The organism is Prosthecobacter sp., from assembly GCF_044373815.1.
Lineage (GTDB): Bacteria > Verrucomicrobiota > Verrucomicrobiia > Verrucomicrobiales > Verrucomicrobiaceae > Prosthecobacter.
Genome location: NZ_JBIPNG010000006.1, coordinates 1 through 19663 on the forward strand (window position 1 = coordinate 1; position 19663 = coordinate 19663).

The window sequence follows — 19663 nt, forward strand, 5'->3', positions numbered from 1 at the left end:
CTCATGCGTCGTGCCTGGGCCCCAAAGCTTCCACGCTTCATAAGCCGCCACACGCCGACCCCGCAGCGTGGCGCGAATTTGATCCCAAGTAGCATTGCGGAGGTCCAGTGTAGTCATAAGTCAAAAAGGAATGTCGTCATCATCAGCCGCGTCCGGTTTCAGCAGCGCCTCGATCTTCTTCTTCAGCCCCGCCGCGTCCTCATAGCGCTCTTCCTTCACCGCTTTGGCCATCTCCGCCGTCAGCTTCGAAGTATCCGCCGCAGAGGCCTTGCGTTTGGGCGCGTTCTTGATGTTGAAAAACACCGCCCAGATCCGCTTCACGCTCGCCCCTTCCAGCGCAGGCACATCCAGACCGCGTTCTTTGCAAAGCTCAGCCAGTTTAAAGCGTGCCTGCCGCTCCGGGTTGGTGTCCGCTTTGATGGCACTCTCCAAAGCCCTCTTGGTGCGTCCCATCAGCATCAGGAACCGCGCCTCGATCAGCTCAAAGTCACCATTCACCGCTTCACTGATCCGCCGCCCGCAGGCCTCGATGCTTTCCCGCTGCCGAAACTCCTTCTCCGTCTCGCCCTCGATCGCACCTTTGGCCGTCAGAAAAACAAACGCTTCCTTCGCCAGTTGCGCAAGGTAGCCCTTCTGGCCCGGGCCTTTGGAGCCCTGACCCGTCAACGGCCGCTGGGAACCGCGATAACTGGGGAAAGGAAATTTCTTTTTCATAAGCGTGTGTGTGAGGGCGAGAGGTCAGGTTCCAAATCAGCGGCGCTTTTTCGCCACCGGAGATTTCAGCAGCAGCCGCGAGCGTCGAACGCTGGCGCGAATGGCGCGGAGAGTCGCGGGGCTCATGGCTTGGCCTCCAAAGCGTTGATCTGTTTCTTCCATTCTTGGTGCATCTCCTTGGCCCCGTTCAAAAAGCCGCGAGCGTATGAAATGACGCCCACGTTGATGATGAAAATCAGGCAAAGGATGGCCTGCAAAATGATGCTGCCGCGCGTGTGGGTGAAAGTGAAGATCATAGCCGGGCCTCCGTAGTCGTGGGTTCGTCTGCAGCGGATTGCTTGGCTTCTTCCGCACGCATCTGCTCCAGCACAGCGTCACAGCTTTGCAGGAAACCTTCCCGGGCCAGGTCGAGGCCGGAATTGCGCCCCGAATAGTAACTGCCCTTGTGAGTCAACCAAAGCAGCACCGCCAGCCAGGCCAGCACAAACACGATCTGAAAGACCGATAAAGTGAGAGTGTAGGAATACATAAAACAAATCTCCAGTTCGTAGTTTAAGCGACAGCGGACGCCCCCCCGCTGGTGGTCACCGCATCGCCCAGAGCCCGGGCGGTCTTGAGGTGAAAGCGTTCCACCTGCTCGATCTCGACACCCAGATCTGCCAGGCCTTCGCCCTCGGTTTTCCAGGTGCCCGTTTCGGCGTTCCACTGGCCAAGGATCGACTCCTTATCCAGGCTCTCTTTCCAGCGCACGAACTGATCAGCCCAGTCCGCGTTATCGTGCTCCAGCAGCGCAATGAGCACCGCCTTTTGCGTCGTGCCTTTGGCCGTCGTCACCGTGGGATTCCCCGTGCGGAAAGCGATCTCATGGCCGTTGATCGTCGTCGCTTTGGCATCGCTCTTGAAGAGCATCTTGCGGTGGCGGCGGGCATAGTCTTCGATGGCATCGAAGAGTTCCTCCTTTTCCAGCCGCGTGCGCTCCATCTTCGCCGCGTGGCGTTCCATCACCGCCTTGATTTCAGCCTCCGCTTCCAGCGTCTGCCCCGCAAGGATCATTTCCGCCGTGCCAAAGCGGGAGATCGCTTCAGCAAAAGCCTTTTCATCGCGAAGCAGTTCATGGAGGCGGGCATTCTTGGCGCGCTTGGTGGCGGCAGTACGTTTGGTATTTGAGTCGGACATAAATAAAAAGAGAGTAGGGATGTGATTTAGCGGCGGAGTTTCTGACTGCGTTTGTATTGCGCTCTGGACATGGCCACGTAGGAGCGCCAGCCATGGCGGATGATCAGAAGCGCGTGATGCATGCAGCACGTAAGGGAGTAGCCGGAATGAAAACGGTTGGCGTCGATGGCAGCGACCATCTCGTCAGGAATGCGTGTGTTGTAGATCTGGCGGCTATAAACCCAGCCCAGAGCCCGCCATTTTTTCACCGCACGGATAACGCTCTCGCGGCACTCCTGTTCGATGTCGTCAAAGCGGCTGGAATAAATTGGGTGCATACCAGGCACCCATTGGAAAGGGGCAGGTCTCACGCTGCTGTCCTCCCTTCGATTTCCGTCTGAGTCGCCGAGGTCAAATCTTCGAGCGTCACCGCCCGCGTAAACTTCTCCTCCGTCCACTGATCCCGCAGGCGGCGGCAGACTTCGCGGGTCAGGGCATAGAAGCCGTGCTTGGGACCATTGAGGCGCAGCAGCTCCGCCGCGCTGGCCAGATCCGTTTTGGACATCGGCGCAGGCAGTCGGCGTTCCAGCAGCATCGTGATGTCAGCGCTGTGCAGCTTCAGCTTCACGCGGAAAGCCAGCCGATTGCGGAAGAGCTGCAGCGTTTCTTCAAACGCTTCACGCTCCACCCGCTTCAGCAGCGTGGGAATGGCGGCGAGGATCGCTTCCGTCTGGGTCTGGTTGATCAGAGACTTCACCACATCCAGGCAGCGCGGGCCCAGGTGGTGGGCTTCTTCCAGAATCAGGCAGCGGCGTGTCGTGCGCAGCGTCTCTTCCACTTTGCGCTGGCGACGCTCCGCATTGCGCGGGCCTTCTTCTTCCCCGAGATCCCGCAGCACCTGCCCCAGAAAAGCACAAGGGCTGTCCTTCCACGCCGCGCGGACTTCAGTCTCCACAATGCGCTTGCCGTAGATGTTGCGCACCACAGCCAGGCAGGACGATTTACCGCTGCCGCTTTCCCCTTCGATCACACCCACGCGGGCAATCGTCTTCGTCATCATCGCCCGGGTCAAACCCCGACGCACAGCGGACGGCCCGACCAGATCCGGAAACACAGGCTCCGGCCCTTCCTCCGCGCCGGCATCATTCAGCACGTTCAAAACGCAGCGATAACTCTCCACGCGGTCCTCGACCTTCATTTCGGTAAAGTCGCGGTTCAGAATCTTACCGAAAGTCTTGTCAGAGCCGAGGCCCGCCGCCGCATGCCGGCGCATCAGTTCGCCCGTGCTCCAGCCTTTGGCATTTTGAATCTCCTGAATCATCAGAGCCAGGGTGTGAAGCTCGTTTTGCGCTTCGGTCGGTGTGGGTTTGGTCGTGGTCATAAGCGTGTGTGTGGGTAGTGGTCGTGGATCGAGTTTTAGCCGTTGATTTGCGCGAGCATTTGCTCCAAAGCCGCTCTGCTCGTTGGGTCCGTAAGAAGGTCTTTTGCCCTTCCACCAGCAGCGGACATGCTTTCAGCGATGCGCTTCCGTTCCTCTTTTTCATTCCACGCAACAGCAGCGCATTTATAAAACTGCTTGCCGATTTCTTTGAGAGGGAGGGTCAAAGTAACTTCGACTTTGATGTCGTGTTTATCCCAACAATTTGGGCGGCCCCAAGCAATGCTGCGGGGTTTGGCCAGGAGAGGTTTCAAAGCATCCTCCCACTGAGCGATAAGCTCTGCCCGCCGGGTGGCTTTTTCTTTTTCCTCAGCCGTGAATTTTTCGAAAGCGAGAAGATAAAGGGCTTCGATCACTTCAGATTTTTTAACTGGAGGGGCCATCGTGGGGAGAGCCAGTGCAGTCGATGTTTTCTTTTTGGGTATGCTCATTGTCGTGTGTGTTTTGGTCGTTTCGTTGTCTCTGTCTTCGGGTCAGGAAGTCAGAAAATCATGGCTCCGGCCTTCCGCCGTTCTTCGGCAGGATCAAAGGGCTCGGGATCAGGCGTGCGGCGGTCCATCACGGGCTCCGTGCTGGCGCGACGCGTGGTCTTAAAATCATCAGGCAGCAGCATGCCGCCGCGTGTGCTGCGGGCCGGTTTGGCCGGGGTGCCAGAGCTGCCGCTGGCCGTGCGCAAGGTATTGCCCAGACCGTCTTGCGCGTGACTCTTGCGCACCGCCCGCGCTGTCCCCGCGACGATGGCGCGGAACTCTCGGCGGACGGCCGCACGCTCATTTTTCCGGCCTTCAAAGTTCCCCTGGCCGCTCAAATCTTCTTGCGGGCGATCCGGCAGCCATTCAGCCAGGCCGATCAATTCGGCCCAGCCAAAGCCTTCACGATTCAAAGCGGACTCGTCATTGTTGAAGACATGACAGCCCTGCTCCGGATGCCCCGGGTGGAACGCCACCAGCACGCGGTGCCCGTGGTCCAGGTGATGGCTCAAACCTTCAGCACCATTGACACGGAAACGAAAGGACGTGGCGTAATGCGGGACTTTGATTTCAATCGCGCCCTGACGTACCATCGCCTGCTTTTTCACCGGGGCAAAAAGCCACCACTTGTCCGCCGGAACCTCACGCTTCACCGGAGTGCCATAAGCAGCGTCCGGCGTGATGAACTTGTTCCCTGCCTGATAGCTCTGCTTCGGCGTCTGGTTCTCTTCCGCCAAGGCTTTCGCCACAGCCTCCGCGCTTTCGTGAATGCTCCAGAACTTGCGCAGATCCGCCACATCCCCGTCCTGGGCACGCAGGTATTCTTTCGTCCCCATCTGGAACTCACCGCGATACCGGCCAATACTGGTCACTCCACCATCCGGGCCGTGGGCTCTGCGATCCTGCGAATGATTGAAAGCGCCTTCAATGTCCGCTTTGCCACGGGAGGAAAACTTCTGCCGAATGTGGAAGAGTTCTTCCATGCTGCCCCAGCGTTTGCCGTTGTCGCACTCCACGCCGAAGAGCCAGTTGTTGTCCCACACGCCGCGCTCCACGCGCCACATCAAAGGCAGGCCAAATTCCGTGACCACATCGCGGAAATGATCGGCAATGTCTTCCACGCGGTACGCATCACGCTCGCGGCCCACATGGGTGAAGCCCAGCCATTTGTGACTGGCGTTTTCAATGGTTTTGAGGCTCTGGCGTCCCAGACGCTCCGTGCCCGTGCTCGGGTCAAAGTAGCGGAAAGGCTGGTTCTCGCTTTCGTCATCGCTGCTGTAAATCGTGCCCGGCGTATTCGGCCATTGGCTCCCGTCTTCCAGCACAATGAAATTGCCACGGCGCTCCGTGACTTCGATTTCACGAATGGCTTTCTCGCCACGGAAAACCGCACGCTCCGCATCCGTCACATGCAAAGCACGGCGGATGGACATCGGCCAGCTCGGGCGCTTATGCCGGGCCAGCGCACGCTCCCAGATACCCCGCACCGCTTCTGCGATCTCCGGGCGGCAGAGTTCATCTCGGAGAAACTCCTGCAGCGCCAGCGGCACCGAATCACGCACCAGGCGCCAGTAGCGCAGCCTGCGGATTTCTTCCTGCGTCAGTTCCACCAGCGTCGGCCGTCCACGCTGCTTTTCGGCACGGGGCTCTTCGCTCCCAGCGTCTTTCCACTTGTAATAATTTGCCCGGGAAACCCCCGCCCGCAGACAGGCCGCCCCGACCTGCATACCGCCCGCAACAAACGCGTCTACGCTGGCAACAGCGAGACGTTTGGCAGGCATGGAGGCAGGCTTTGGCATGGCAGTTTTAGGCGTGGGTTTTCACAGCGTCGCGCAGGGCCAGCATCAGCGTGCTTTGCACGATCAAGCCCTTGTCAGTGATCTCGACCTTGTAGCCGTTATCCGTGGGGCGGACTTCGGCCAGACCCGCCAGAACCAGACTGTTCAAAGGCCCGGGCGGTGACTTGCTGGCAGTCCCATAATTGGCACCCAGCAACGTGTGAATACGCTGCGACACACGCTTTCCAGCACACCCTAGATCCGCAGGGAGCAGGAGGCTATAATCGGTCAGTTCAAGGTCAGGCATGAAGAGGGATGAAGGTTAGAAGTGGGCGGTCAGTTCAGCGCGGCGTGGTGGGTGGAAGCACTTCCGGCATGGCGATCCCCGAAGAGGCCGTTTCAGCGAAAAGCCCCGCGATGAATTGGTTCAGCATCTCCGTGCGCTCCCAGCGCCAGTCGGATTCCTGATTGCGCCCGTTCTTCTGGATGAAGACGTTCGCAGCCGTTTGCAGCTCGGCTGCGGTGAAGGTTTTGGCAGGTGGCGTGCCTTTTTGGTCCTTCCACTTTTTTTCCAGCCGTTCGTTTTCTGCGATTTCTTGGGCGGTCATAAAATTAGTTCGTGGGTCGTGAATTATTCGTCGTCTTCGCCTTCGGCGCTTTGGGCCACGGCTTCGGTCAGGGTCAGCCTGAAGTCGGCAGGCAGTTGCTTGAGCCACATGCCCAAGGCATCCCGGGCGCAGTCGCGCTCCTCGGTGCTCCATTTGCCAAAGCTCTTCGCCACATTGCTCAGGGTGGAAAGCGGCCCCTGCATCGTGGTCCAGGAGATCTGCTTCTTCGGCTTGTCTTCCGTGGTCGTGGCGCCGGGGATTCCCGCCAGCACCGCGCCCAGACCATGGCCAATCCAGATCCCCGGCTCATGCTTTTCACGGAGCGTGGGGAGTTGCTCAAAGACGCGGTGGATCTTGACGGCTTGGTCAATGAGATCGGCGGAGACACCGAAACGATCAGCGAGGCTTTGGGCGGTAATTCCGACTGAATCGGATTTTCCGGGCCTGCCTTTGGTATTGCCAACTACCTGGGGATGAAGAGTGACCGCCAGCCAGGCGCGCTGGCCTTTGGTCCAATGCCGGCGGCCAATGACGGTGCCTTCCAGCAGCGCATGGCCTTCCTTGCGTGAAACCACACGAACCGGCACGGTGTCAAGGCATCGCTCAATAGCCCAGGCGGTGCGGTGGCGGCCATCCCAGGCGGTAACCCCCTCAGTGGCATCATTGCCATTGGTGAAGGTGACCGGGATGGGTTCTTGAATGCCAATGTCATCAAGGTGCAAATGCAGGGCGTCAATTTCATCGGCCAGAGTCTTGCCTTCCTGGCGGAGATCTGCTTTGGCAGACTCCAGGAACCGGGAGGCAACGTCATTCATCATCGGCACAGCAGTGAGTGCAGAAGAGAAAACCAGAAGGTTGGGATCGACCTGCAGAATGCGTGCAGTCGGAGGAAAAGCGGTGTCAGATTTGGGCATGGTCGTGAGGGGGAAAGCGATTTACCAGCGGGGTTCGTCTGCAAAGCCAGAAGCCATGACCAGAGCCAGGGCGATCATGAGGCCGATGCCGAGAATGGCTTGAAGCAGCTCTGGCGTGATGAACCCGCTGCGGTCACGCAGGTGGTTTTTCGGCGTGGCCACTTTGCGGTGCCAGTCAGCTTCATGAGTGCAGAAACAGAACCAGATGAGCAGCGCAGCAGGCGGCGCGAAGGTGAGGAAAAGGGCGAGGTAATACATGGCGTTCAGCGGTTGGGGAGAAGGATGAAAAGCGCGGCCAGCATGAGCAGGCTGATAAACCAGACGGCAGTCTGCTCACCCGTGGCAGGGTTCGCCGCCAGCAAGGCGCATAAGATAGAGTGGTAGGACATGGTATTAGGATAAACGGGTGGTGGGCGGATTGGCCAGGAGAGCCCAGTCAACGCGGGCTTGAGACGCCCAGAAGCGGGCACCTTCACGGTCGCCACGCTTGAGGGCGGTCAGGGCGCAGTCTTTGCAGCCGAGAAAGTTCAGACCCCGCTTCAGAAAAGCGATGCGGCCCGGGGTGACTTGGGGAACGTTCATGGTCATCAGTGGGGAAAGGGGCTCCGGGCCTTGCGGCCCGGAGCTGGGGTTTACCATTTGAGGTGCAGCCAGTTGCGAATCTGGCTCATGACCGGCAGCTTCATGGGGATGGCTTTGCGTGGGTCCAGCGGCAGGCGCAGATGCACGGCATCGGTCGTGGCCACGACGGCAGGCGTTTGAAAGCCTGTGGTGTGGTCGCGGATGTGGGCCGTCTTGGTCTCTTTGCAGTGCTGGCGTTCAGCCAGGCGTTGCTTGGATTCCACCGCCAGCCGTGCTTCAGCTTCAAGCCATACCTGGGAGGCATGGTTGTGAAGCTTCAGGTTGGCGGCTTCGACTTCGGCTTCCAGTTGCTTGATCCGGGCCGCTTGCGCGTCCTCAACCGCAAGGTCAGGGAGCACAGCAGGGGCCGGAGTCCGCATGCGGCGCAGAGTCAGAGACGCAGCGGGCAGTTGGGAGCGCGTGGAGCGCAGAGGGCTTCTCAGGGTGATCGTGTTCGTTCTCATGTTTCGTGTGTGGGTCGTTGCGTTCTCCCCGGGGTCAGCGGGGAAAGGGATCAGGCGGCGTTGGCGAAGAGATTGCGGAAGTGGAGTTGCAGGCCCTCGGCATCGCGGATGGCCTTGGCTAGATCCTGAGCGTTGCGGCTGGTCTCGGGATCTTGCTCAGCCGTAATCTGGGCAATGCCTTCGAAGACATCCGCACGCTCGACAGGCGGCAGGGATTCAGCACCACGGATGGCAGCGGCGATCAAAGGAGTGAGCAGCTTCATGCCAGTGCCTCCCGAATGCGTTTTTGGACGGCTGGCATCATCGTGGGATGATTGATGGCAATGCTCACCGTGTTACGAGCAAGCTCCAACTGGGATGCCAGCTTTGTGACGCTCAGCTTCTTCCTCAGCAGGCGTGTCTTGGCCCACAATGTGAAATTGCCTTGCAAATGTTTGGTTTGTGACTTAGCGGTTGCCATGTTCGGTCGCTATGTGTAACAAATCGTGCAAAGCATGCAAGAAGAAAATGACTCATTTGTGAACTTTCCTCAAAAATTAAGCACGCTTCGTGAACATTTAGGGCTGAATCAGTCACAAATGGGGCAGCGTCTTGGCGTTTCACGTAACCTCGTGAGCATGATGGAGAACGAAGACCCGGGGCAAAACCGGCCTCCGTCCCGGGCGGTGAAGCTGCTTTTTGATCAGCTTTGGCAGTCCGCTTTTGGGCACGGAGCGAAAACTCCGACTGAATCGGAGTTTTCGGATAATCCGACTGAATCGGATTTTCGGACCTGGGAAACCCTGGCTTCCTACAATACCGGCGGAAGAGCCAAACTGAAGCAGCTACGGGAGGCCAAGGGCCTGACCCCAAAGCAGCTCGCGGAGTTGGTGGGCTATTCTTTGGGCGTGTACCAGAACATCGAAGAGGGCCACTCCAACATGTCCCGCAAGATGGCGGAGAAAGTGGCCCAAGCTCTCGGCTGTGAGGTGGACGGTCTGCTCAATGGCAGTGATCACCCGCCCGCCAACGGCACACATCATGGCACGGTGGGCGAGACGCCAGACCTCAATATGCCGCCCGGGCAGAAAGCGCGCTTTGTGCCGCTGCTCTCCATGGCGCAGTGTGGGAGCATGATGGCCTACAATGATGACGCCTACGATCACAGCGGCTTCATTGCGCAAAACCCCAAAGACAGCAAAGCTTTCGCCGTCACGCTGGCCGGAGATTCCATGGTGCCCGACTTCCGCCCAGGGGATACCGCCATCATTTACCCTTCCACTGAGCCCCGCAATGGCACCGTGGTCATCGCCCGGTTGAATGAAGACAATGGCGGAGACGTGATGTTGAAGCTCTACCAAAAAGCCGGAAACTCCGTGACCCTCTCCAGCTACAATCCCGCGTACCCACCCATGACTTTCCCACGCGACGCTTTCCTGTGGATCTATCCCGTCGCCAGTGTGACCCGAGTTTTATAAAATACTTCTCCCTCCATCGTTATGAAAGGCTGCTTTAAATTCGTCGTCATTCTTGCCGTGCTGATCATCGGCGCAAGTTTTGCCCGGTACCACTTGATGCTGACTCCCACGCAGAGGCAGGCTGAAAGGGAGCACGCTGCGCTGGTGGGAAAAGAAGAGACTCTCGCAGCGGAAGACGCAGCCAAAACGGCAGAGGCCCAGTTGGCAGTCAAGGCAGAGAAAAACAAGGACGATCAGGAGCGCGTCAACGCTTTGAAACCTGAGTTCATCACATGGCTGCAACGCAACGCAGGTGCAGAAACAGCGCGCTTTAATGGGGACGTTCTCGAAGTAAAATTTACCCAGGCGTGGGCTTCCAAAGATGAGGCCAGGGTGAAGGCGGAATCTTTGGCTCATGCTTGGCGCCTACGCAGCGGTCTCACAGAAGCAGAATGCGCCATCTACTGGGGAAACGAGATCTACGCCAAAGGGGCGGATAGTGGGCCAGTTCCAGAAATTTATCTGGCCAGGGTGATGGCTGAAACGATCCAAAAACAACAAGACAAAGATGCCGCCGCGCTGGTGGCGATGAAAGGCAAAACCTTCGCAGAGATCGAAGGTACGCACGGAGCGGCGATCACGAAGAGCAAGGAAACGGGCTGGGCAGAGTTCCAGACCTTTCGCGCCCGGTTTGAGAATGGGAAAGTGGCTGAAGTGAGCGTGAAGTAATCCTTCACCCCACGCCGCCGCGCGTCGCGTGAGGGTCGCGGCACTTTCGCGGCGTGTCCAAACTCACGCTCCACACCTTCCGCGTTTCCGCTACTCCGCTTTATGCCGGTGGTGAGGCTCCGCCTTCGCGGCTGGTCGTGCTGCCCTGGGGGGTGAACAAATCCCGCCGGGGCGATTTCATTGTCGATGCCCTCACGGCCCAAGTTTTCGCGGAGAATCAGAACCGCAACCGCATCGACGGCAAAGTCGCGCTCGACTTTGAGCACAACACTTTGCCGGGCACTCCGGCTTATGAATCGAGCAGCGAGCCAAGGCCTATTGCCGCCTGGGCGCTGTGCAGTGTCATTGAAGGCGAAGGCATCGTCTATGAAGACATCGAATGGACGCCCGATGGCTTGAGCGCCTGGGAGCGCAAGCTCTACCAAGACCTCAGCCCCGCACCAGTGCGTGGCAAGGATGGCAAAACCGTCATCGCCCTGCATTCCACCGCGCTCTGCCGCCATGGCGAGCTTGAAGGCTTAACCATCGACCACGCCGCCGCGCCGAAAGCCCTGGCCGCTTACTTTGATGCCCTCTCAGCCGACATCACCCTTCCAACATCCACGCCCCTCACTCCACCCATGAAACTGAAGCTCATCGCACTACTCGCCGCCCTCGGTGTCACTCTTGATCCGAACGCCGACGAAGCCACCACCTCTGCCGCTCTCGACTCCGCCATGGGCAAGCTCAAGAAAGAAGAAACGCCTGCCGGTGAAGCCGAAGGCATGAGCGCGGAGATGAAAGGTTTCCGCACCGAGATCGCCCAGGGCAAAAAAGAACTGGAGCAGGGACGCAAAGATCTGCTGATCACCAAGGCCACGCAGGAAGGCAAAGTGATCCCACTTTCCGCTGCGGGCATCGAAGCGACGCCGCTCTCCGCCCTGACCGAACTCGTCGGCAACCTCAAGCCCGGTGCGGTGCCTCTCAAAAAGAAGACCGTGGACGGCCAAGAGATCACCGAAGACGCCGGCCAGCCGGAAGCCCTGAGCGCGGACGAGATCAAGATCATGCGCAATTGCGGCCTGAGCGAAGCCGAGATCGAGGCTGAAAAAGCCAAATCCAAACCGACTGCCACCGCCGCCTAAAAACCCCTCTTCCGCTGTCCTCACCTTTCCCGCACGCCTCAACGCGCCAAAACGCCCCCGCGAGGCCCCGCGAGCCCTCTCAGAAGCCAGTCCCCATCCCTTAACTCACCTCCTCCGCCATGTCCGCCGCCACCGTCTCCCAGACCATTGATTCCCGCCAGGGCAAGAAGATCGCCTTTCTTGCCGCCTCTCTCACCGCCGTCAAACTGCTCGCAGGCGTCCTTTGGGCACGCACAGCGGCGGGATACATCACCCATGCCACAGATGCCACCGGCCTGAAGGTCGTCGGCATCGGGGCCGAAGAAACCGACAACACCGATGGCGCCAGCGGTGCTCTCGATTGCGTCGTCGAAACCGGCATCTTCAAACTGGCGAACAGCGGAAGCAATGCCGTGACCGATGCCCACATCGGCCTCGCCTGCTTCGTGGAAGACAATCAAACCGTCGCTTCCGTCGCGGGCACCTACAGTGTCGTGGCAGGTAGTGTGGTCAAAGTGGATTCGGACGGCGTCTGGGTCGCTGTGGGCGCTGAAAACGTCATCGAACCCGGTGCCGCGATCACCGCTCTGGCCGCGCTCACCAGCACGAATGGCGTCATGGCCGCTGCTGCTGACGATGCAGCGGTGAAAGTCGAAGGCGAGAAGATCGGCGACGATGTGCGCGCCGTTCACGCCACCCTCACGGATGTCATCACCCGCCTGAAGGCCAAAGGCCTCCTCAAGTAAACCCTCTCCACATTCCGAAACGTCCACCCTTTAACTTTAACGCCACCCCACTCCTATGGAAGTCACCGCCGCCAATCTCGCTGGAATCAACAAGTCATTCCAGGCCAAGTTCAACACCGCACGGGCCGCTGTCACGGCCTTCTACAAGCTCTTTTGCATGGAGTGCCCCAGCACCGCCGGCGAAAACGTTTATGGCTACCTGGCCGATCTCCCGCAGATCAGCAAAGTCACCAGTGAATACATCCGCAAGCGCCTGCAAACGCTGGGCTACCGCCTGACCAATGAGAAGTTCGGCGGCATCCTCGAAGTGAAGCGTGAAAGCATCGAGGACGATCAGTACGGCATGTTTGGCAATGTGGCCTCCCAGTGGGGTGCCCGTGCCGCCCAGGTGCCTGACCTTGAGCTTCTCCAGCTTTTCGTGAACGCCTTCAGTGCCACCAAGGGCAAGGACTACACCGGCAGCGCCTTCTTCGCCGCCGGCAAGAAAGCCCACAGCAAAGCCACGGCCTTCACCAACTTGGACACCAAGAAGCTTTCGGCCGCGAACTTCCAGACGGCTTTGGCTGCCCTGGTGGAACGCAAGGATGCCGAAGGCGTGCCGCTCTTCCTCGGGCAGAACTCGCAGCAGCTTTACCTCGTGGTCACCTCGGACGATCAGTCCCTCGCTGAAAGCATCGTGGCAGCCCAGTTCCTCGCGGGCGGTGCCAACAACACGAACTACAACAAGGCCAAGCTCGTCGTGCTGCCAGGTTTGAAGACCCTCGCGCAGACCAGCGCCGTCATCAATGATGCCGATGCCCTGCCATGGTTCCTGCTCGACTGCTCGCAGCCGGTGAAGCCGCTGATCTATCAGCCCCGCACTGCCTTTGAGCTGACCCCAAGCTTCCAGCTCACCGGAGACCGTGTCTTCAATGAAGACGTGTTCCAGTGGAAAGCCCGTGGCCGCATGGCCCTCGGTTATGGACTGCCAGAGTACGCATTCGGTTCCACCGGTGCTGACGCTGCAGCATAAGCCGGAATCGTCTGAATCATTCCAATGCCATCGGCTGTGTCGAAAGACACGGCCTTTGGCAGTACAGGCCAAGCCTTTCACCTCTTCCTCACCCACCCATGAAATTCCCCTCGATCTCCCGTCTGCTGTTCGCCGTCTGCCTGCTGGCTTTGAGCCTGACACCGCCGTGCTTTGCCACGGATCTGACGATCACTTCAACCAGCGTCACGCCCGGAGCCAATGCGGTCATCCGCGAAGCCTTTGCAGGCGCGGCCATCACGGCGGGCAAAGTGGTGTACAAAAGCTCCACGGATGGCAAGCTCTACCTGGCCGATGGCGACAGTGCCACCGCCACCGTGCGTGATGCCGTGGGCATCGCCATTGTCACCGGCGCCATTGGCTCCAAGATCGCCTACGTCATCGAAGACGATGATCTGACCATCGGAGCCACCGTCGCCAATGGCACCGTTTACGTCCTGAGCGCCACTGCGGGCGGCATTGCCCCGGTAGCCGATTTGACCACCGGCTGGTATCCCACCGTCATTGCCGTGGGGAAGTCGAGCACCAAGATCGCCTTCAAGGCCCGGCCTATCCGCAGTGCCACCGCGCTCTGATCCTGCCTGAGTCTCAAGTTTCACGTTTCCAAACTGACCGCACGCCATGCCTGAAGATTCTCCACCCGCTCCCGTTTTGCCGACACCCGCCCCCGCCCCAAAGCCTGGACGGCCACCTTCCCGGCGCGTGCCGGTCAGGCCTCAGCCTTCGCCCTCGGGGCCTTTGGCAGGCACTCCCATCACCACGACCCGCCGCAGTTTGCCCCCCGGCATTCCAGCGGGCATGGAGGATCTCATCAACACCCCGCAGACACTCCCAGCTCCGGTCGTCATCCGTCATCCCAGCTTTGCCCCGCTGACCAGCCAACAGAACGCCGTGCGTACCATGGCCGCCCAATTGCGCAGCCAGCTCATCAACGCCGTGAATCAAGGCGAAGCCACGCTGAAGGTCATCAGCTCCGCCACCGCTCTCTTTCAAGGTGTGGACGCAGAGCTTCTCAAAGCCGAAGGCATCGACCTCGAACGCATCGCCCAATTCCGCGCCGGTATCGAATCCACCCTGGCCCTCACTCAGTAAGGCCAAACCATGTACGCCGTCGCCGACGATCTCAAAGGCCTGATCCCCGAAGAATGGCTCATTGCCGCGACTTCAGACGCGGGCACTTCTGACGCCATCGCCGATGTGATCCAGACCGCTGAAGACGAAGTCAACAACTACGTCTCCCGCAAATACCCGCTGCCGCTGGATCTCACCACCGCTCTGGCCAATGCCGTGCCCACCTTGCGGCACATCACCCGTTATCTCGCCGCTGCCATCGCTTACGGCCGCCGTGGCATGCAGGCGGAGTTCCCCTGGACCGATCAGCTCAAGCGGATACGTGATGACCTTCAAGCCATCGCCAAAGGAGACATCGCCCTCTTTCCCACGCTGCAAACGACCAATACTGACGCCGTGGCCATCACTATGCCAAACCGCGCCCACAGCTCCAACATGAGCTGCTAAGCCCCCGCCAGCTCCCCGCACACACAAACCATGGAAGCCGACCGCATCCTTCTCGCGCTTGAGGCTTATCTTGGACCCAAAGTCACAGCGGCCGGCGGATCATTGCAGATCTGTGACAACCCCTGGGAAGTCGTGGACCTCCTCAAAGTCACCCCCGAAAAGTGGCGGCTGATCCTCTCCTTTGAGGACGAGGAAAGCGTTGAGCAGTTCAATCGCGGCGGCTGGACATCGGGACTCTTCACGCTCTACGTGCAGATGCACAAAGGCTTTGCCAGCAATCGAGGCGAGACCATTTATAAAACGACCCCCGCAGGCCGTGTCAGCCTCACGAAAATGACTGGCCAGATCCGGCAATGGATGCGCAACATCCAGTTTCCCGACAATGACGACATCGCCAAAGACGACCACAGCCACTTTGCCTTTACCGGCGCGAGCTGGGTGGACGGCACCGATCAAAAAGACAAGCCCTGGCGCGTCCGCCGGATGGACTTCAAGTTGATTTACGCCCTCGATGATCCCGCCAGCGATGCAGATCCAGACGGCGAAAACATCGCCATTCCCGACGCCTTCCAGATCACCGGAGTAAGTGATGACGGCAGCTTCTACATCGTCTGCCTGCAGGGCACTCCCGTGGGCCGCGTGCCCCGCTTTGAAACCGATGAAGCCGACCCCGCCGGCGTCGGCACCGGCTGGCGCATTGGCGCTGTGGCCGTAGACCCCACCTTCTACGTCGTGCATCTCTCGGGTGTGCCCGATGGCCGCATTGAGCGCTTCGAAGCAGAGTGAACCACCCCGCCGCTTCTCGCGGCCAGGCTCTGGCACTCTCCCGGCATGCGTTTCGCGTTTGCCCTCCTGACTCTAACCCTCGGCCTCTGCCTGCCTGCCCTCGCAGGTGTGGGAGATGTCAAACTTGGCGTCATTGGAGAAAAGGGGGCCTTGGTGCCCGTGACCATCACCAAAACCAACAGCCGCGCCCTGGGCTGGAATAGCAGCGGTGTCTTTGGGCCGATTTCCATCTCCGGCGGCTCTGGCTCTTCCGACTGGCCCGACATCACCAACACGCCCACGACCCTGGCAGGCTATGGCATCACCGATTCCATCACCGCCGCACTGGCTGCCAGCACCTACCAGCCTCTGATTGGCACCGGCACTTTGGCGCTTTCCAAGCTCGCCACGGATCCTCTGGCCCGCGCCAATCACACCGGCACCCAGGCCTGGTCAACCATCACAGGCACCCCCACGACTTTGGCAGGCTATGGCATCACCGATTCCATCACCGCTGCTCTTGCTGCCAGCACCTACCAAACCATCATCACCGATGGCTCGCTTACCATCGCCCGCACCAATGGCTTGCAAGCCGCGCTGGATGCCAAAGAATCGGCCCTCACGTTTTCCACCGGGCTGACCCGGAGCACGAACACAATCACAGTCAACACCGCGCAGAACATTAGCAGGTTGGTCAATCTGACCGGCAACGGCTTCGTGAAAACCAGCGGCAGTGATGGCACTTTGGTCATAGATACAAATACCTACATCACCGGATCAACGAGCATCGGCGGAAACGGCGGAGCCGATGGAGGCAAGGTTGTGAAGTTTAATGGATATGGTGGTTTGAATACTTCTGCCGACCTTACATTTTATGCGGTCGGGGGGGGCACCACATCAATCACGGTTCCCGATTCAACTACCAGTTACGGTATTACATTGCCTCAGGGTAGCGGAACGCTCGCACTCACAAGTGATCTCACCGTTGGCAGCTTGTCAGGTTTCGGCACCGGAGTGAAAGATGCCTTGGCCATCAATGTGGGATCTGCAGGCGGTCCCGTTTTGTTCAATGGAGCGGGAGGCACTCCAAGTTCCATCACACTCACCAATGCCAGTGGCACTGCTTCAAGCCTTGTTGCGGGCTACGCCACCGCCGCCCGTGGATTGCAGACTTCCAGCACAACCGTTGCAGTATCCTCCGCCACGGCTCCCTCTGCAGGAATGCGCCTCACTGCCACCAGCTCCACCGCTGGGGACTGGCAATACAACAAAGCTGAAATCGTCGTCGCTTGCTCTGACGAAGCCACCGCCCTCACCACCGGCACAGCCAAAGTCACCTTCCGCATGCCGCATGCGATGACTTTAACGAGTGTTCGTTTGCAGGTCAATACCGCCCCTACAGGCTCTGTGATCATCGTGGATGTAAAAGAAGCGGGAACGACCATCTTCAGCACCAAGCCGCAGATTGCCACCTCAGCATTCACCAGTGTCGGCGGTGCAGTCCCTGGTGTGATATCTGATACGACTCTGGCAGACGATGCCGAGATCACCATCAACCTCGATCAAATCGGCAGCACCATTGCCGGTAAAGGTTTGAAAGTCACCCTCATCGGCACGCGTCCATGAAAACACTGTCCTGCCTTCTCCAATCCATCGCCTGCCTCTGGCTTGCCATGGGCATGGCGTCCACGCTCCATGGCGGTGTGATCATCAATAGTTACCGCTTTGTGACCGCTGGCGGCGGCGGTGGCACAGATCCCTCTTTCGCCAGCGTCGTTTTACTCCTTCATGGTGAAGGAGCGGATCAGAGCACCACCTTTACGGACAGCAGTACGGGCGCTCGCCCCATCTCGCAATTTGGCAATTCTGAACTCGACACCGCCGAGTATAAATATGGCACCGCCAGCATCAAATTTGACGGCACCGGCGACTACATCACCGCCCCCTCTTCCACTGACTGGAACTTTGGTAACGGCGATTTCACTGTTGAATTTTGGATCAAATGGAATGCGTTTCCAGCCGCTTCAGGCACCATTATAGGTAACTACCCTGGAACGTGGGCGCTGCAATACCGGCCTGACACGTCCAACAAGATCAATTGGTATAACGGCAGCTCGCTTTATTCAGCCTCGCTCTCACTATCTACCGGAATATGGTATCACTTTGCAGTCTGCCGAAGTGGCTCCAGCCTGCGCATTTTTGTCGATGGAGGTCAAAGCGGGGCAACAGCAACGGACAGCACCAATTACAACTCAACTAACTCGTTGACTATTGGCGAGCTTCGAGCCCTTGGGCAAAACATTAACGGCTGGCTGGATGACATCCGCATCACCAAAGGCGTGGGCCGTTACACGTCCAACTTTACACCACCCACTGCCGCTTTCCCCGACTCATGAAACTGCTCTACGATACCAGCACGCAGCTTTTTAAGCCCTACACGAATCGCTTGGGAGAGGAAATCGTCGGACTCGATCCCATCTATCGCGTTTACGAACTTGCCCAAAGTGATCCTCCTTCAGCGGTCCCAGAAGGCCACCACCTGGAAGCCACGGAGGAAATCAACCACGAAACCCGTACCATTAAGCGCGGCTGGAACGTGGTTGAAAACACCCCACTGCCAGTGCCTGAAGCGGAGCGCTACAAGGTGAAAGGCTTTCTTATTCGCAGCGGCATCCCCTTGGAAAGCATCCCCGGGCGTATTGCTTCGGTCACGGCTGAAGGCCCTGAACGTGAAGAGGCCCTTATGCGCTGGTTTGAGGTGCCCACTTTTCCCAAAGAACACCCGCTGGTGACCGCCGTCGCTGCCGCCCTTAATCTCGATCTTGATCAAGTCTGGGACAGCATTCTTGCCATCGAATAACCGCCCCGCTTTTTCCCTTTCCACTCATCCCAACCCCGCCCCCACCCACCTCTTATGTCCGTACCCATCAAAGCCATTGGCAATCAAAACATCCTCCTCGGCACCTGCGCCCTGGGCGAAACCTTCGGCCAGATCGAAAGCGCCAACGAGCAGCTCCTCGCGGATCTCGAATACATCAAAGACTGCTGCGGCGGCAACCAGACGGTGCTCCTGCTCAATGAGCGCTTTGAGCTGTCCATGACCGTCATCCTCAGCAGTACAGCGGTGATGCCAGAACTGGCTGATGACATCAGCTTCCCCACCGCCGGCATCACGGGCCAGATCACCGAACGCGGACGCAAATGGGAAGCGGGCGGCGTCGTCAAGATGGACCTCAAAGCCTTCCATTGGAAGAGCCTCGGCAGCGAGCCCGCCGTGGGCACCATTGATTGCGGTTCGTAATCTCTGACCCCAGACCCTGCACACACACATGACCACACCTTCACGACCCACCGTCAGAGCTGCTGAAGTCGAGCAAATGGAAGCCGTCGCAGGTTTCCACGCCGGCCAGGAAGCCAGAGCCACGGGCTATCACCCCGAGGCCATGCGCGCCCTGGGCGGCTACGGTAAAACCACGCGCATCAATGATGAGCTGGAACTGCTCCCGCTTTCCCTGCAGGTGCAGCTCTGCCTCATGGAGCACACGAAGCTTTATCAGTCTGCGGACGCTCCGCAGACTCAGTTCGACACGCTCTACGGCCTCAAACAGCTCACCCGCCTGGCTTACTGCTTCTCGGACCCCGAGGCAGCTTTTGAGACTCTGACCCAGCCCGATGAAGCCGACGACAAACGCCGCTTCTTTGACCGTGAGAGCTTCGCTCTGGCGCGGCATTTCCAGAGCGCGGAAGAGATCGATCTTCTGACCCGGCACATCGAAAAAGAGATGGGCCTGCTCGAAGCCGCCAATCCACCGCTGCCCAAAGCCGCTGAAAAAAAAAGGGCGAGGGCGAAGCCGGTGAACTCGCGGCGCTGATCAGCGGCCTGCCCAGTGCGGGCAGTCCCGGTTGTGGCTGGGTTTTGGCCTATGTCGAAAACCTGATCCATGAGCACCATTTCACGCTGCCAGACGTGATGCTCAAACTGCGCCTCGCCGCCGGTCTGCATCTGCTGGAAGCGCGCGCGGCCCGTATCGCCCCGGATCACAGCATCGGGTATGTGGAAAGAGCCATCATGCACGCCCGTGCTGCGGTGCGTGTTTGGTATGAAGAGCGCTTTGAAATCATCCCCACCCCGCCACGCATACGCGCTCCGGTTTGACACAGTGGTCCTTTCTGC

The 19663-nt window shown here is 59.1% G+C and carries 32 protein-coding genes; 15 read left to right on the forward strand and 17 right to left on the reverse strand.

Features of this window, described 5'->3' with window-relative positions:
* Positions 1-120 precede the first annotated feature (120 nt).
* The 17 genes from ACIREA_RS01005 to ACIREA_RS01085 all read right to left on the reverse strand — a co-directional run bounded on the left by ACIREA_RS01005 (position 121) and on the right by ACIREA_RS01085 (position 8622).
* Positions 121-714, reverse strand: a complete 594-nt coding sequence (locus ACIREA_RS01005; protein WP_397379657.1) for a UvrB/UvrC motif-containing protein — start codon at positions 712-714, stop codon at positions 121-123.
* Positions 715-836: 122 nt separating this feature from the next.
* Positions 837-1010 carry a hypothetical protein gene (locus ACIREA_RS01010; RefSeq protein WP_397379659.1) on the reverse strand — a complete coding sequence of 58 codons (174 nt, stop codon included), beginning with the start codon at positions 1008-1010 and terminating at the stop codon, positions 837-839.
* Positions 1007-1243, reverse strand: a complete 237-nt coding sequence (locus ACIREA_RS01015) for a hypothetical protein (RefSeq protein WP_397379661.1) — start codon at positions 1241-1243, stop codon at positions 1007-1009. The genes ACIREA_RS01010 and ACIREA_RS01015 overlap by 4 nt, the downstream gene beginning before the upstream one ends.
* A gap of 23 nt (positions 1244-1266) precedes the next feature.
* The gene (locus tag ACIREA_RS01020) at positions 1267-1890 is read right to left on the reverse strand and encodes a host-nuclease inhibitor Gam family protein (RefSeq protein WP_397379663.1); all 624 of its coding nucleotides are present in this window, start codon (positions 1888-1890) and stop codon (positions 1267-1269) included.
* Positions 1891-1916: 26 nt separating this feature from the next.
* A complete protein-coding gene (locus ACIREA_RS01025; protein WP_397379665.1) occupies positions 1917-2207 on the reverse strand; it encodes a hypothetical protein in 291 nt (96 codons plus the stop codon).
* 29 nt (positions 2208-2236) lie between these two features.
* Entirely contained in the window at positions 2237-3250 is a 1014-nt protein-coding gene (locus ACIREA_RS01030; protein WP_397379667.1) for an AAA family ATPase, read from the reverse strand.
* 35 nt (positions 3251-3285) lie between these two features.
* Positions 3286-3738, reverse strand: coding sequence for a hypothetical protein (locus ACIREA_RS01035; RefSeq protein WP_397379669.1), 453 nt, complete (start codon positions 3736-3738; stop codon positions 3286-3288).
* A gap of 50 nt (positions 3739-3788) precedes the next feature.
* Positions 3789-5576 carry a hypothetical protein gene (locus ACIREA_RS01040; protein WP_397379670.1) on the reverse strand — a complete coding sequence of 596 codons (1788 nt, stop codon included), beginning with the start codon at positions 5574-5576 and terminating at the stop codon, positions 3789-3791.
* 7 nt (positions 5577-5583) lie between these two features.
* Positions 5584-5862, reverse strand: coding sequence for a hypothetical protein (locus tag ACIREA_RS01045; protein WP_397379672.1), 279 nt, complete (start codon positions 5860-5862; stop codon positions 5584-5586).
* Between the two features lie 34 nt (positions 5863-5896).
* Positions 5897-6163, reverse strand: coding sequence for a hypothetical protein (locus ACIREA_RS01050; protein WP_397379674.1), 267 nt, complete (start codon positions 6161-6163; stop codon positions 5897-5899).
* A gap of 23 nt (positions 6164-6186) precedes the next feature.
* Positions 6187-7077, reverse strand: coding sequence for a hypothetical protein (locus ACIREA_RS01055; protein ID WP_397379676.1), 891 nt, complete (start codon positions 7075-7077; stop codon positions 6187-6189).
* Between the two features lie 21 nt (positions 7078-7098).
* Positions 7099-7335 (reverse strand): hypothetical protein, encoded by a 237-nt coding sequence (locus tag ACIREA_RS01060; protein ID WP_397379678.1) that lies wholly within the window; start codon positions 7333-7335, stop codon positions 7099-7101.
* A 5-nt stretch (positions 7336-7340) separates the two neighbouring features.
* Positions 7341-7466, reverse strand: a complete 126-nt coding sequence (locus ACIREA_RS01065) for a hypothetical protein (protein WP_397379680.1) — start codon at positions 7464-7466, stop codon at positions 7341-7343.
* Positions 7467-7470: 4 nt separating this feature from the next.
* Positions 7471-7659, reverse strand: a complete 189-nt coding sequence (locus tag ACIREA_RS01070) for a hypothetical protein (protein ID WP_397379682.1) — start codon at positions 7657-7659, stop codon at positions 7471-7473.
* A 50-nt stretch (positions 7660-7709) separates the two neighbouring features.
* A complete protein-coding gene (locus ACIREA_RS01075; protein ID WP_397379684.1) occupies positions 7710-8162 on the reverse strand; it encodes a hypothetical protein in 453 nt (150 codons plus the stop codon).
* Positions 8163-8212: 50 nt separating this feature from the next.
* Positions 8213-8425, reverse strand: coding sequence for a hypothetical protein (locus ACIREA_RS01080; protein WP_397379686.1), 213 nt, complete (start codon positions 8423-8425; stop codon positions 8213-8215).
* A complete protein-coding gene (locus tag ACIREA_RS01085) occupies positions 8422-8622 on the reverse strand; it encodes a hypothetical protein (RefSeq protein WP_397379688.1) in 201 nt (66 codons plus the stop codon). Before ACIREA_RS01085 ends, ACIREA_RS01080 begins: the two co-directional genes overlap by 4 nt.
* Positions 8623-8779: 157 nt before the next feature.
* Between ACIREA_RS01085 and ACIREA_RS01090 the strand changes: the two genes are divergently transcribed.
* The 15 genes from ACIREA_RS01090 (at position 8780) to ACIREA_RS01160 (ending at position 19645) form a co-directional block, all read left to right on the forward strand.
* Entirely contained in the window at positions 8780-9619 is an 840-nt protein-coding gene (locus tag ACIREA_RS01090) for a helix-turn-helix domain-containing protein (protein ID WP_397379690.1), read from the forward strand.
* A gap of 21 nt (positions 9620-9640) precedes the next feature.
* Positions 9641-10327, forward strand: coding sequence for a hypothetical protein (locus ACIREA_RS01095; protein WP_397379692.1), 687 nt, complete (start codon positions 9641-9643; stop codon positions 10325-10327).
* A gap of 53 nt (positions 10328-10380) precedes the next feature.
* A complete protein-coding gene (locus ACIREA_RS01100; protein WP_397379694.1) occupies positions 10381-11451 on the forward strand; it encodes a phage protease in 1071 nt (356 codons plus the stop codon).
* Between the two features lie 119 nt (positions 11452-11570).
* Positions 11571-12176: a hypothetical protein gene (locus ACIREA_RS01105; RefSeq protein WP_397379696.1), complete on the forward strand. Its 606-nt coding sequence runs from the start codon at positions 11571-11573 to the stop codon at positions 12174-12176.
* Between the two features lie 55 nt (positions 12177-12231).
* Positions 12232-13188, forward strand: a complete 957-nt coding sequence (locus ACIREA_RS01110) for a Mu-like prophage major head subunit gpT family protein (RefSeq protein ID WP_397379698.1) — start codon at positions 12232-12234, stop codon at positions 13186-13188.
* Positions 13189-13286: 98 nt separating this feature from the next.
* Positions 13287-13781: a hypothetical protein gene (locus ACIREA_RS01115; RefSeq protein ID WP_397379700.1), complete on the forward strand. Its 495-nt coding sequence runs from the start codon at positions 13287-13289 to the stop codon at positions 13779-13781.
* 163 nt (positions 13782-13944) lie between these two features.
* The gene (locus ACIREA_RS01120; RefSeq protein WP_397379702.1) at positions 13945-14298 is read left to right on the forward strand and encodes a hypothetical protein; all 354 of its coding nucleotides are present in this window, start codon (positions 13945-13947) and stop codon (positions 14296-14298) included.
* A 9-nt stretch (positions 14299-14307) separates the two neighbouring features.
* Positions 14308-14724 carry a phage protein Gp36 family protein gene (locus ACIREA_RS01125; protein WP_397379704.1) on the forward strand — a complete coding sequence of 139 codons (417 nt, stop codon included), beginning with the start codon at positions 14308-14310 and terminating at the stop codon, positions 14722-14724.
* A gap of 30 nt (positions 14725-14754) precedes the next feature.
* The gene (locus tag ACIREA_RS01130; RefSeq protein ID WP_397379705.1) at positions 14755-15510 is read left to right on the forward strand and encodes a hypothetical protein; all 756 of its coding nucleotides are present in this window, start codon (positions 14755-14757) and stop codon (positions 15508-15510) included.
* 45 nt (positions 15511-15555) lie between these two features.
* On the forward strand, positions 15556-17115 hold the full coding sequence (locus tag ACIREA_RS01135) for a beta strand repeat-containing protein (protein ID WP_397379707.1): 1560 nt from the start codon (positions 15556-15558) through the stop codon (positions 17113-17115).
* Positions 17112-17885: a LamG domain-containing protein gene (locus tag ACIREA_RS01140; protein WP_397379709.1), complete on the forward strand. Its 774-nt coding sequence runs from the start codon at positions 17112-17114 to the stop codon at positions 17883-17885. The genes ACIREA_RS01135 and ACIREA_RS01140 overlap by 4 nt, the downstream gene beginning before the upstream one ends.
* Positions 17882-18349, forward strand: a complete 468-nt coding sequence (locus ACIREA_RS01145; protein WP_397379711.1) for a hypothetical protein — start codon at positions 17882-17884, stop codon at positions 18347-18349. Before ACIREA_RS01140 ends, ACIREA_RS01145 begins: the two co-directional genes overlap by 4 nt.
* A gap of 54 nt (positions 18350-18403) precedes the next feature.
* A complete protein-coding gene (locus ACIREA_RS01150; protein WP_397379713.1) occupies positions 18404-18790 on the forward strand; it encodes a hypothetical protein in 387 nt (128 codons plus the stop codon).
* Positions 18791-18818: 28 nt separating this feature from the next.
* Complete coding sequence (locus tag ACIREA_RS01155; protein WP_397379714.1) at positions 18819-19361, forward strand: hypothetical protein; 543 nt, start codon at positions 18819-18821, stop codon at positions 19359-19361.
* Positions 19362-19405: 44 nt separating this feature from the next.
* Positions 19406-19645, forward strand: coding sequence for a hypothetical protein (locus tag ACIREA_RS01160; RefSeq protein ID WP_397379716.1), 240 nt, complete (start codon positions 19406-19408; stop codon positions 19643-19645).
* Positions 19646-19663: the final 18 nt, after the last annotated feature.

Bases quoted from the DNA above. Each gene is read 5' to 3' on its own strand.
- ACIREA_RS01005 (WP_397379657.1), bottom strand. From the start codon at position 714: ATGAAAAAGAAATTTCCTTTCCCCAGTTATCGCGGTTCCCAGCGGCCG.
- ACIREA_RS01075 (WP_397379684.1), bottom strand. From the start codon at position 8,162: ATGAGAACGAACACGATCACCCTGAGAAGCCCTCTGCGCTCCACGCGC.
- ACIREA_RS01150 (WP_397379713.1), top strand. From the start codon at position 18,404: ATGTCCGTACCCATCAAAGCCATTGGCAATCAAAACATCCTCCTCGGC.
- ACIREA_RS01080 (WP_397379686.1), bottom strand. From the start codon at position 8,425: ATGAAGCTGCTCACTCCTTTGATCGCCGCTGCCATCCGTGGTGCTGAA.
- ACIREA_RS01085 (WP_397379688.1), bottom strand. From the start codon at position 8,622: ATGGCAACCGCTAAGTCACAAACCAAACATTTGCAAGGCAATTTCACA.
- ACIREA_RS01110 (WP_397379698.1), top strand. From the start codon at position 12,232: ATGGAAGTCACCGCCGCCAATCTCGCTGGAATCAACAAGTCATTCCAG.
- ACIREA_RS01145 (WP_397379711.1), top strand. From the start codon at position 17,882: ATGAAACTGCTCTACGATACCAGCACGCAGCTTTTTAAGCCCTACACG.
- ACIREA_RS01065 (WP_397379680.1), bottom strand. From the start codon at position 7,466: ATGTCCTACCACTCTATCTTATGCGCCTTGCTGGCGGCGAACCCTGCC.
- ACIREA_RS01090 (WP_397379690.1), top strand. From the start codon at position 8,780: ATGATGGAGAACGAAGACCCGGGGCAAAACCGGCCTCCGTCCCGGGCG.
- ACIREA_RS01060 (WP_397379678.1), bottom strand. From the start codon at position 7,335: ATGTATTACCTCGCCCTTTTCCTCACCTTCGCGCCGCCTGCTGCGCTG.
- ACIREA_RS01070 (WP_397379682.1), bottom strand. From the start codon at position 7,659: ATGAACGTTCCCCAAGTCACCCCGGGCCGCATCGCTTTTCTGAAGCGG.
- ACIREA_RS01045 (WP_397379672.1), bottom strand. From the start codon at position 5,862: ATGCCTGACCTTGAACTGACCGATTATAGCCTCCTGCTCCCTGCGGAT.
- ACIREA_RS01035 (WP_397379669.1), bottom strand. From the start codon at position 3,738: ATGAGCATACCCAAAAAGAAAACATCGACTGCACTGGCTCTCCCCACG.
- ACIREA_RS01015 (WP_397379661.1), bottom strand. From the start codon at position 1,243: ATGTATTCCTACACTCTCACTTTATCGGTCTTTCAGATCGTGTTTGTG.
- ACIREA_RS01040 (WP_397379670.1), bottom strand. From the start codon at position 5,576: ATGCCAAAGCCTGCCTCCATGCCTGCCAAACGTCTCGCTGTTGCCAGC.
- ACIREA_RS01020 (WP_397379663.1), bottom strand. From the start codon at position 1,890: ATGTCCGACTCAAATACCAAACGTACTGCCGCCACCAAGCGCGCCAAG.
- ACIREA_RS01155 (WP_397379714.1), top strand. From the start codon at position 18,819: ATGACCACACCTTCACGACCCACCGTCAGAGCTGCTGAAGTCGAGCAA.
- ACIREA_RS01010 (WP_397379659.1), bottom strand. From the start codon at position 1,010: ATGATCTTCACTTTCACCCACACGCGCGGCAGCATCATTTTGCAGGCC.
- ACIREA_RS01030 (WP_397379667.1), bottom strand. From the start codon at position 3,250: ATGACCACGACCAAACCCACACCGACCGAAGCGCAAAACGAGCTTCAC.
- ACIREA_RS01095 (WP_397379692.1), top strand. From the start codon at position 9,641: ATGAAAGGCTGCTTTAAATTCGTCGTCATTCTTGCCGTGCTGATCATC.
- ACIREA_RS01140 (WP_397379709.1), top strand. From the start codon at position 17,112: ATGAAAACACTGTCCTGCCTTCTCCAATCCATCGCCTGCCTCTGGCTT.
- ACIREA_RS01130 (WP_397379705.1), top strand. From the start codon at position 14,755: ATGGAAGCCGACCGCATCCTTCTCGCGCTTGAGGCTTATCTTGGACCC.
- ACIREA_RS01135 (WP_397379707.1), top strand. From the start codon at position 15,556: ATGCGTTTCGCGTTTGCCCTCCTGACTCTAACCCTCGGCCTCTGCCTG.
- ACIREA_RS01050 (WP_397379674.1), bottom strand. From the start codon at position 6,163: ATGACCGCCCAAGAAATCGCAGAAAACGAACGGCTGGAAAAAAAGTGG.
- ACIREA_RS01125 (WP_397379704.1), top strand. From the start codon at position 14,308: ATGTACGCCGTCGCCGACGATCTCAAAGGCCTGATCCCCGAAGAATGG.
- ACIREA_RS01115 (WP_397379700.1), top strand. From the start codon at position 13,287: ATGAAATTCCCCTCGATCTCCCGTCTGCTGTTCGCCGTCTGCCTGCTG.
- ACIREA_RS01025 (WP_397379665.1), bottom strand. From the start codon at position 2,207: ATGCACCCAATTTATTCCAGCCGCTTTGACGACATCGAACAGGAGTGC.
- ACIREA_RS01105 (WP_397379696.1), top strand. From the start codon at position 11,571: ATGTCCGCCGCCACCGTCTCCCAGACCATTGATTCCCGCCAGGGCAAG.
- ACIREA_RS01055 (WP_397379676.1), bottom strand. From the start codon at position 7,077: ATGCCCAAATCTGACACCGCTTTTCCTCCGACTGCACGCATTCTGCAG.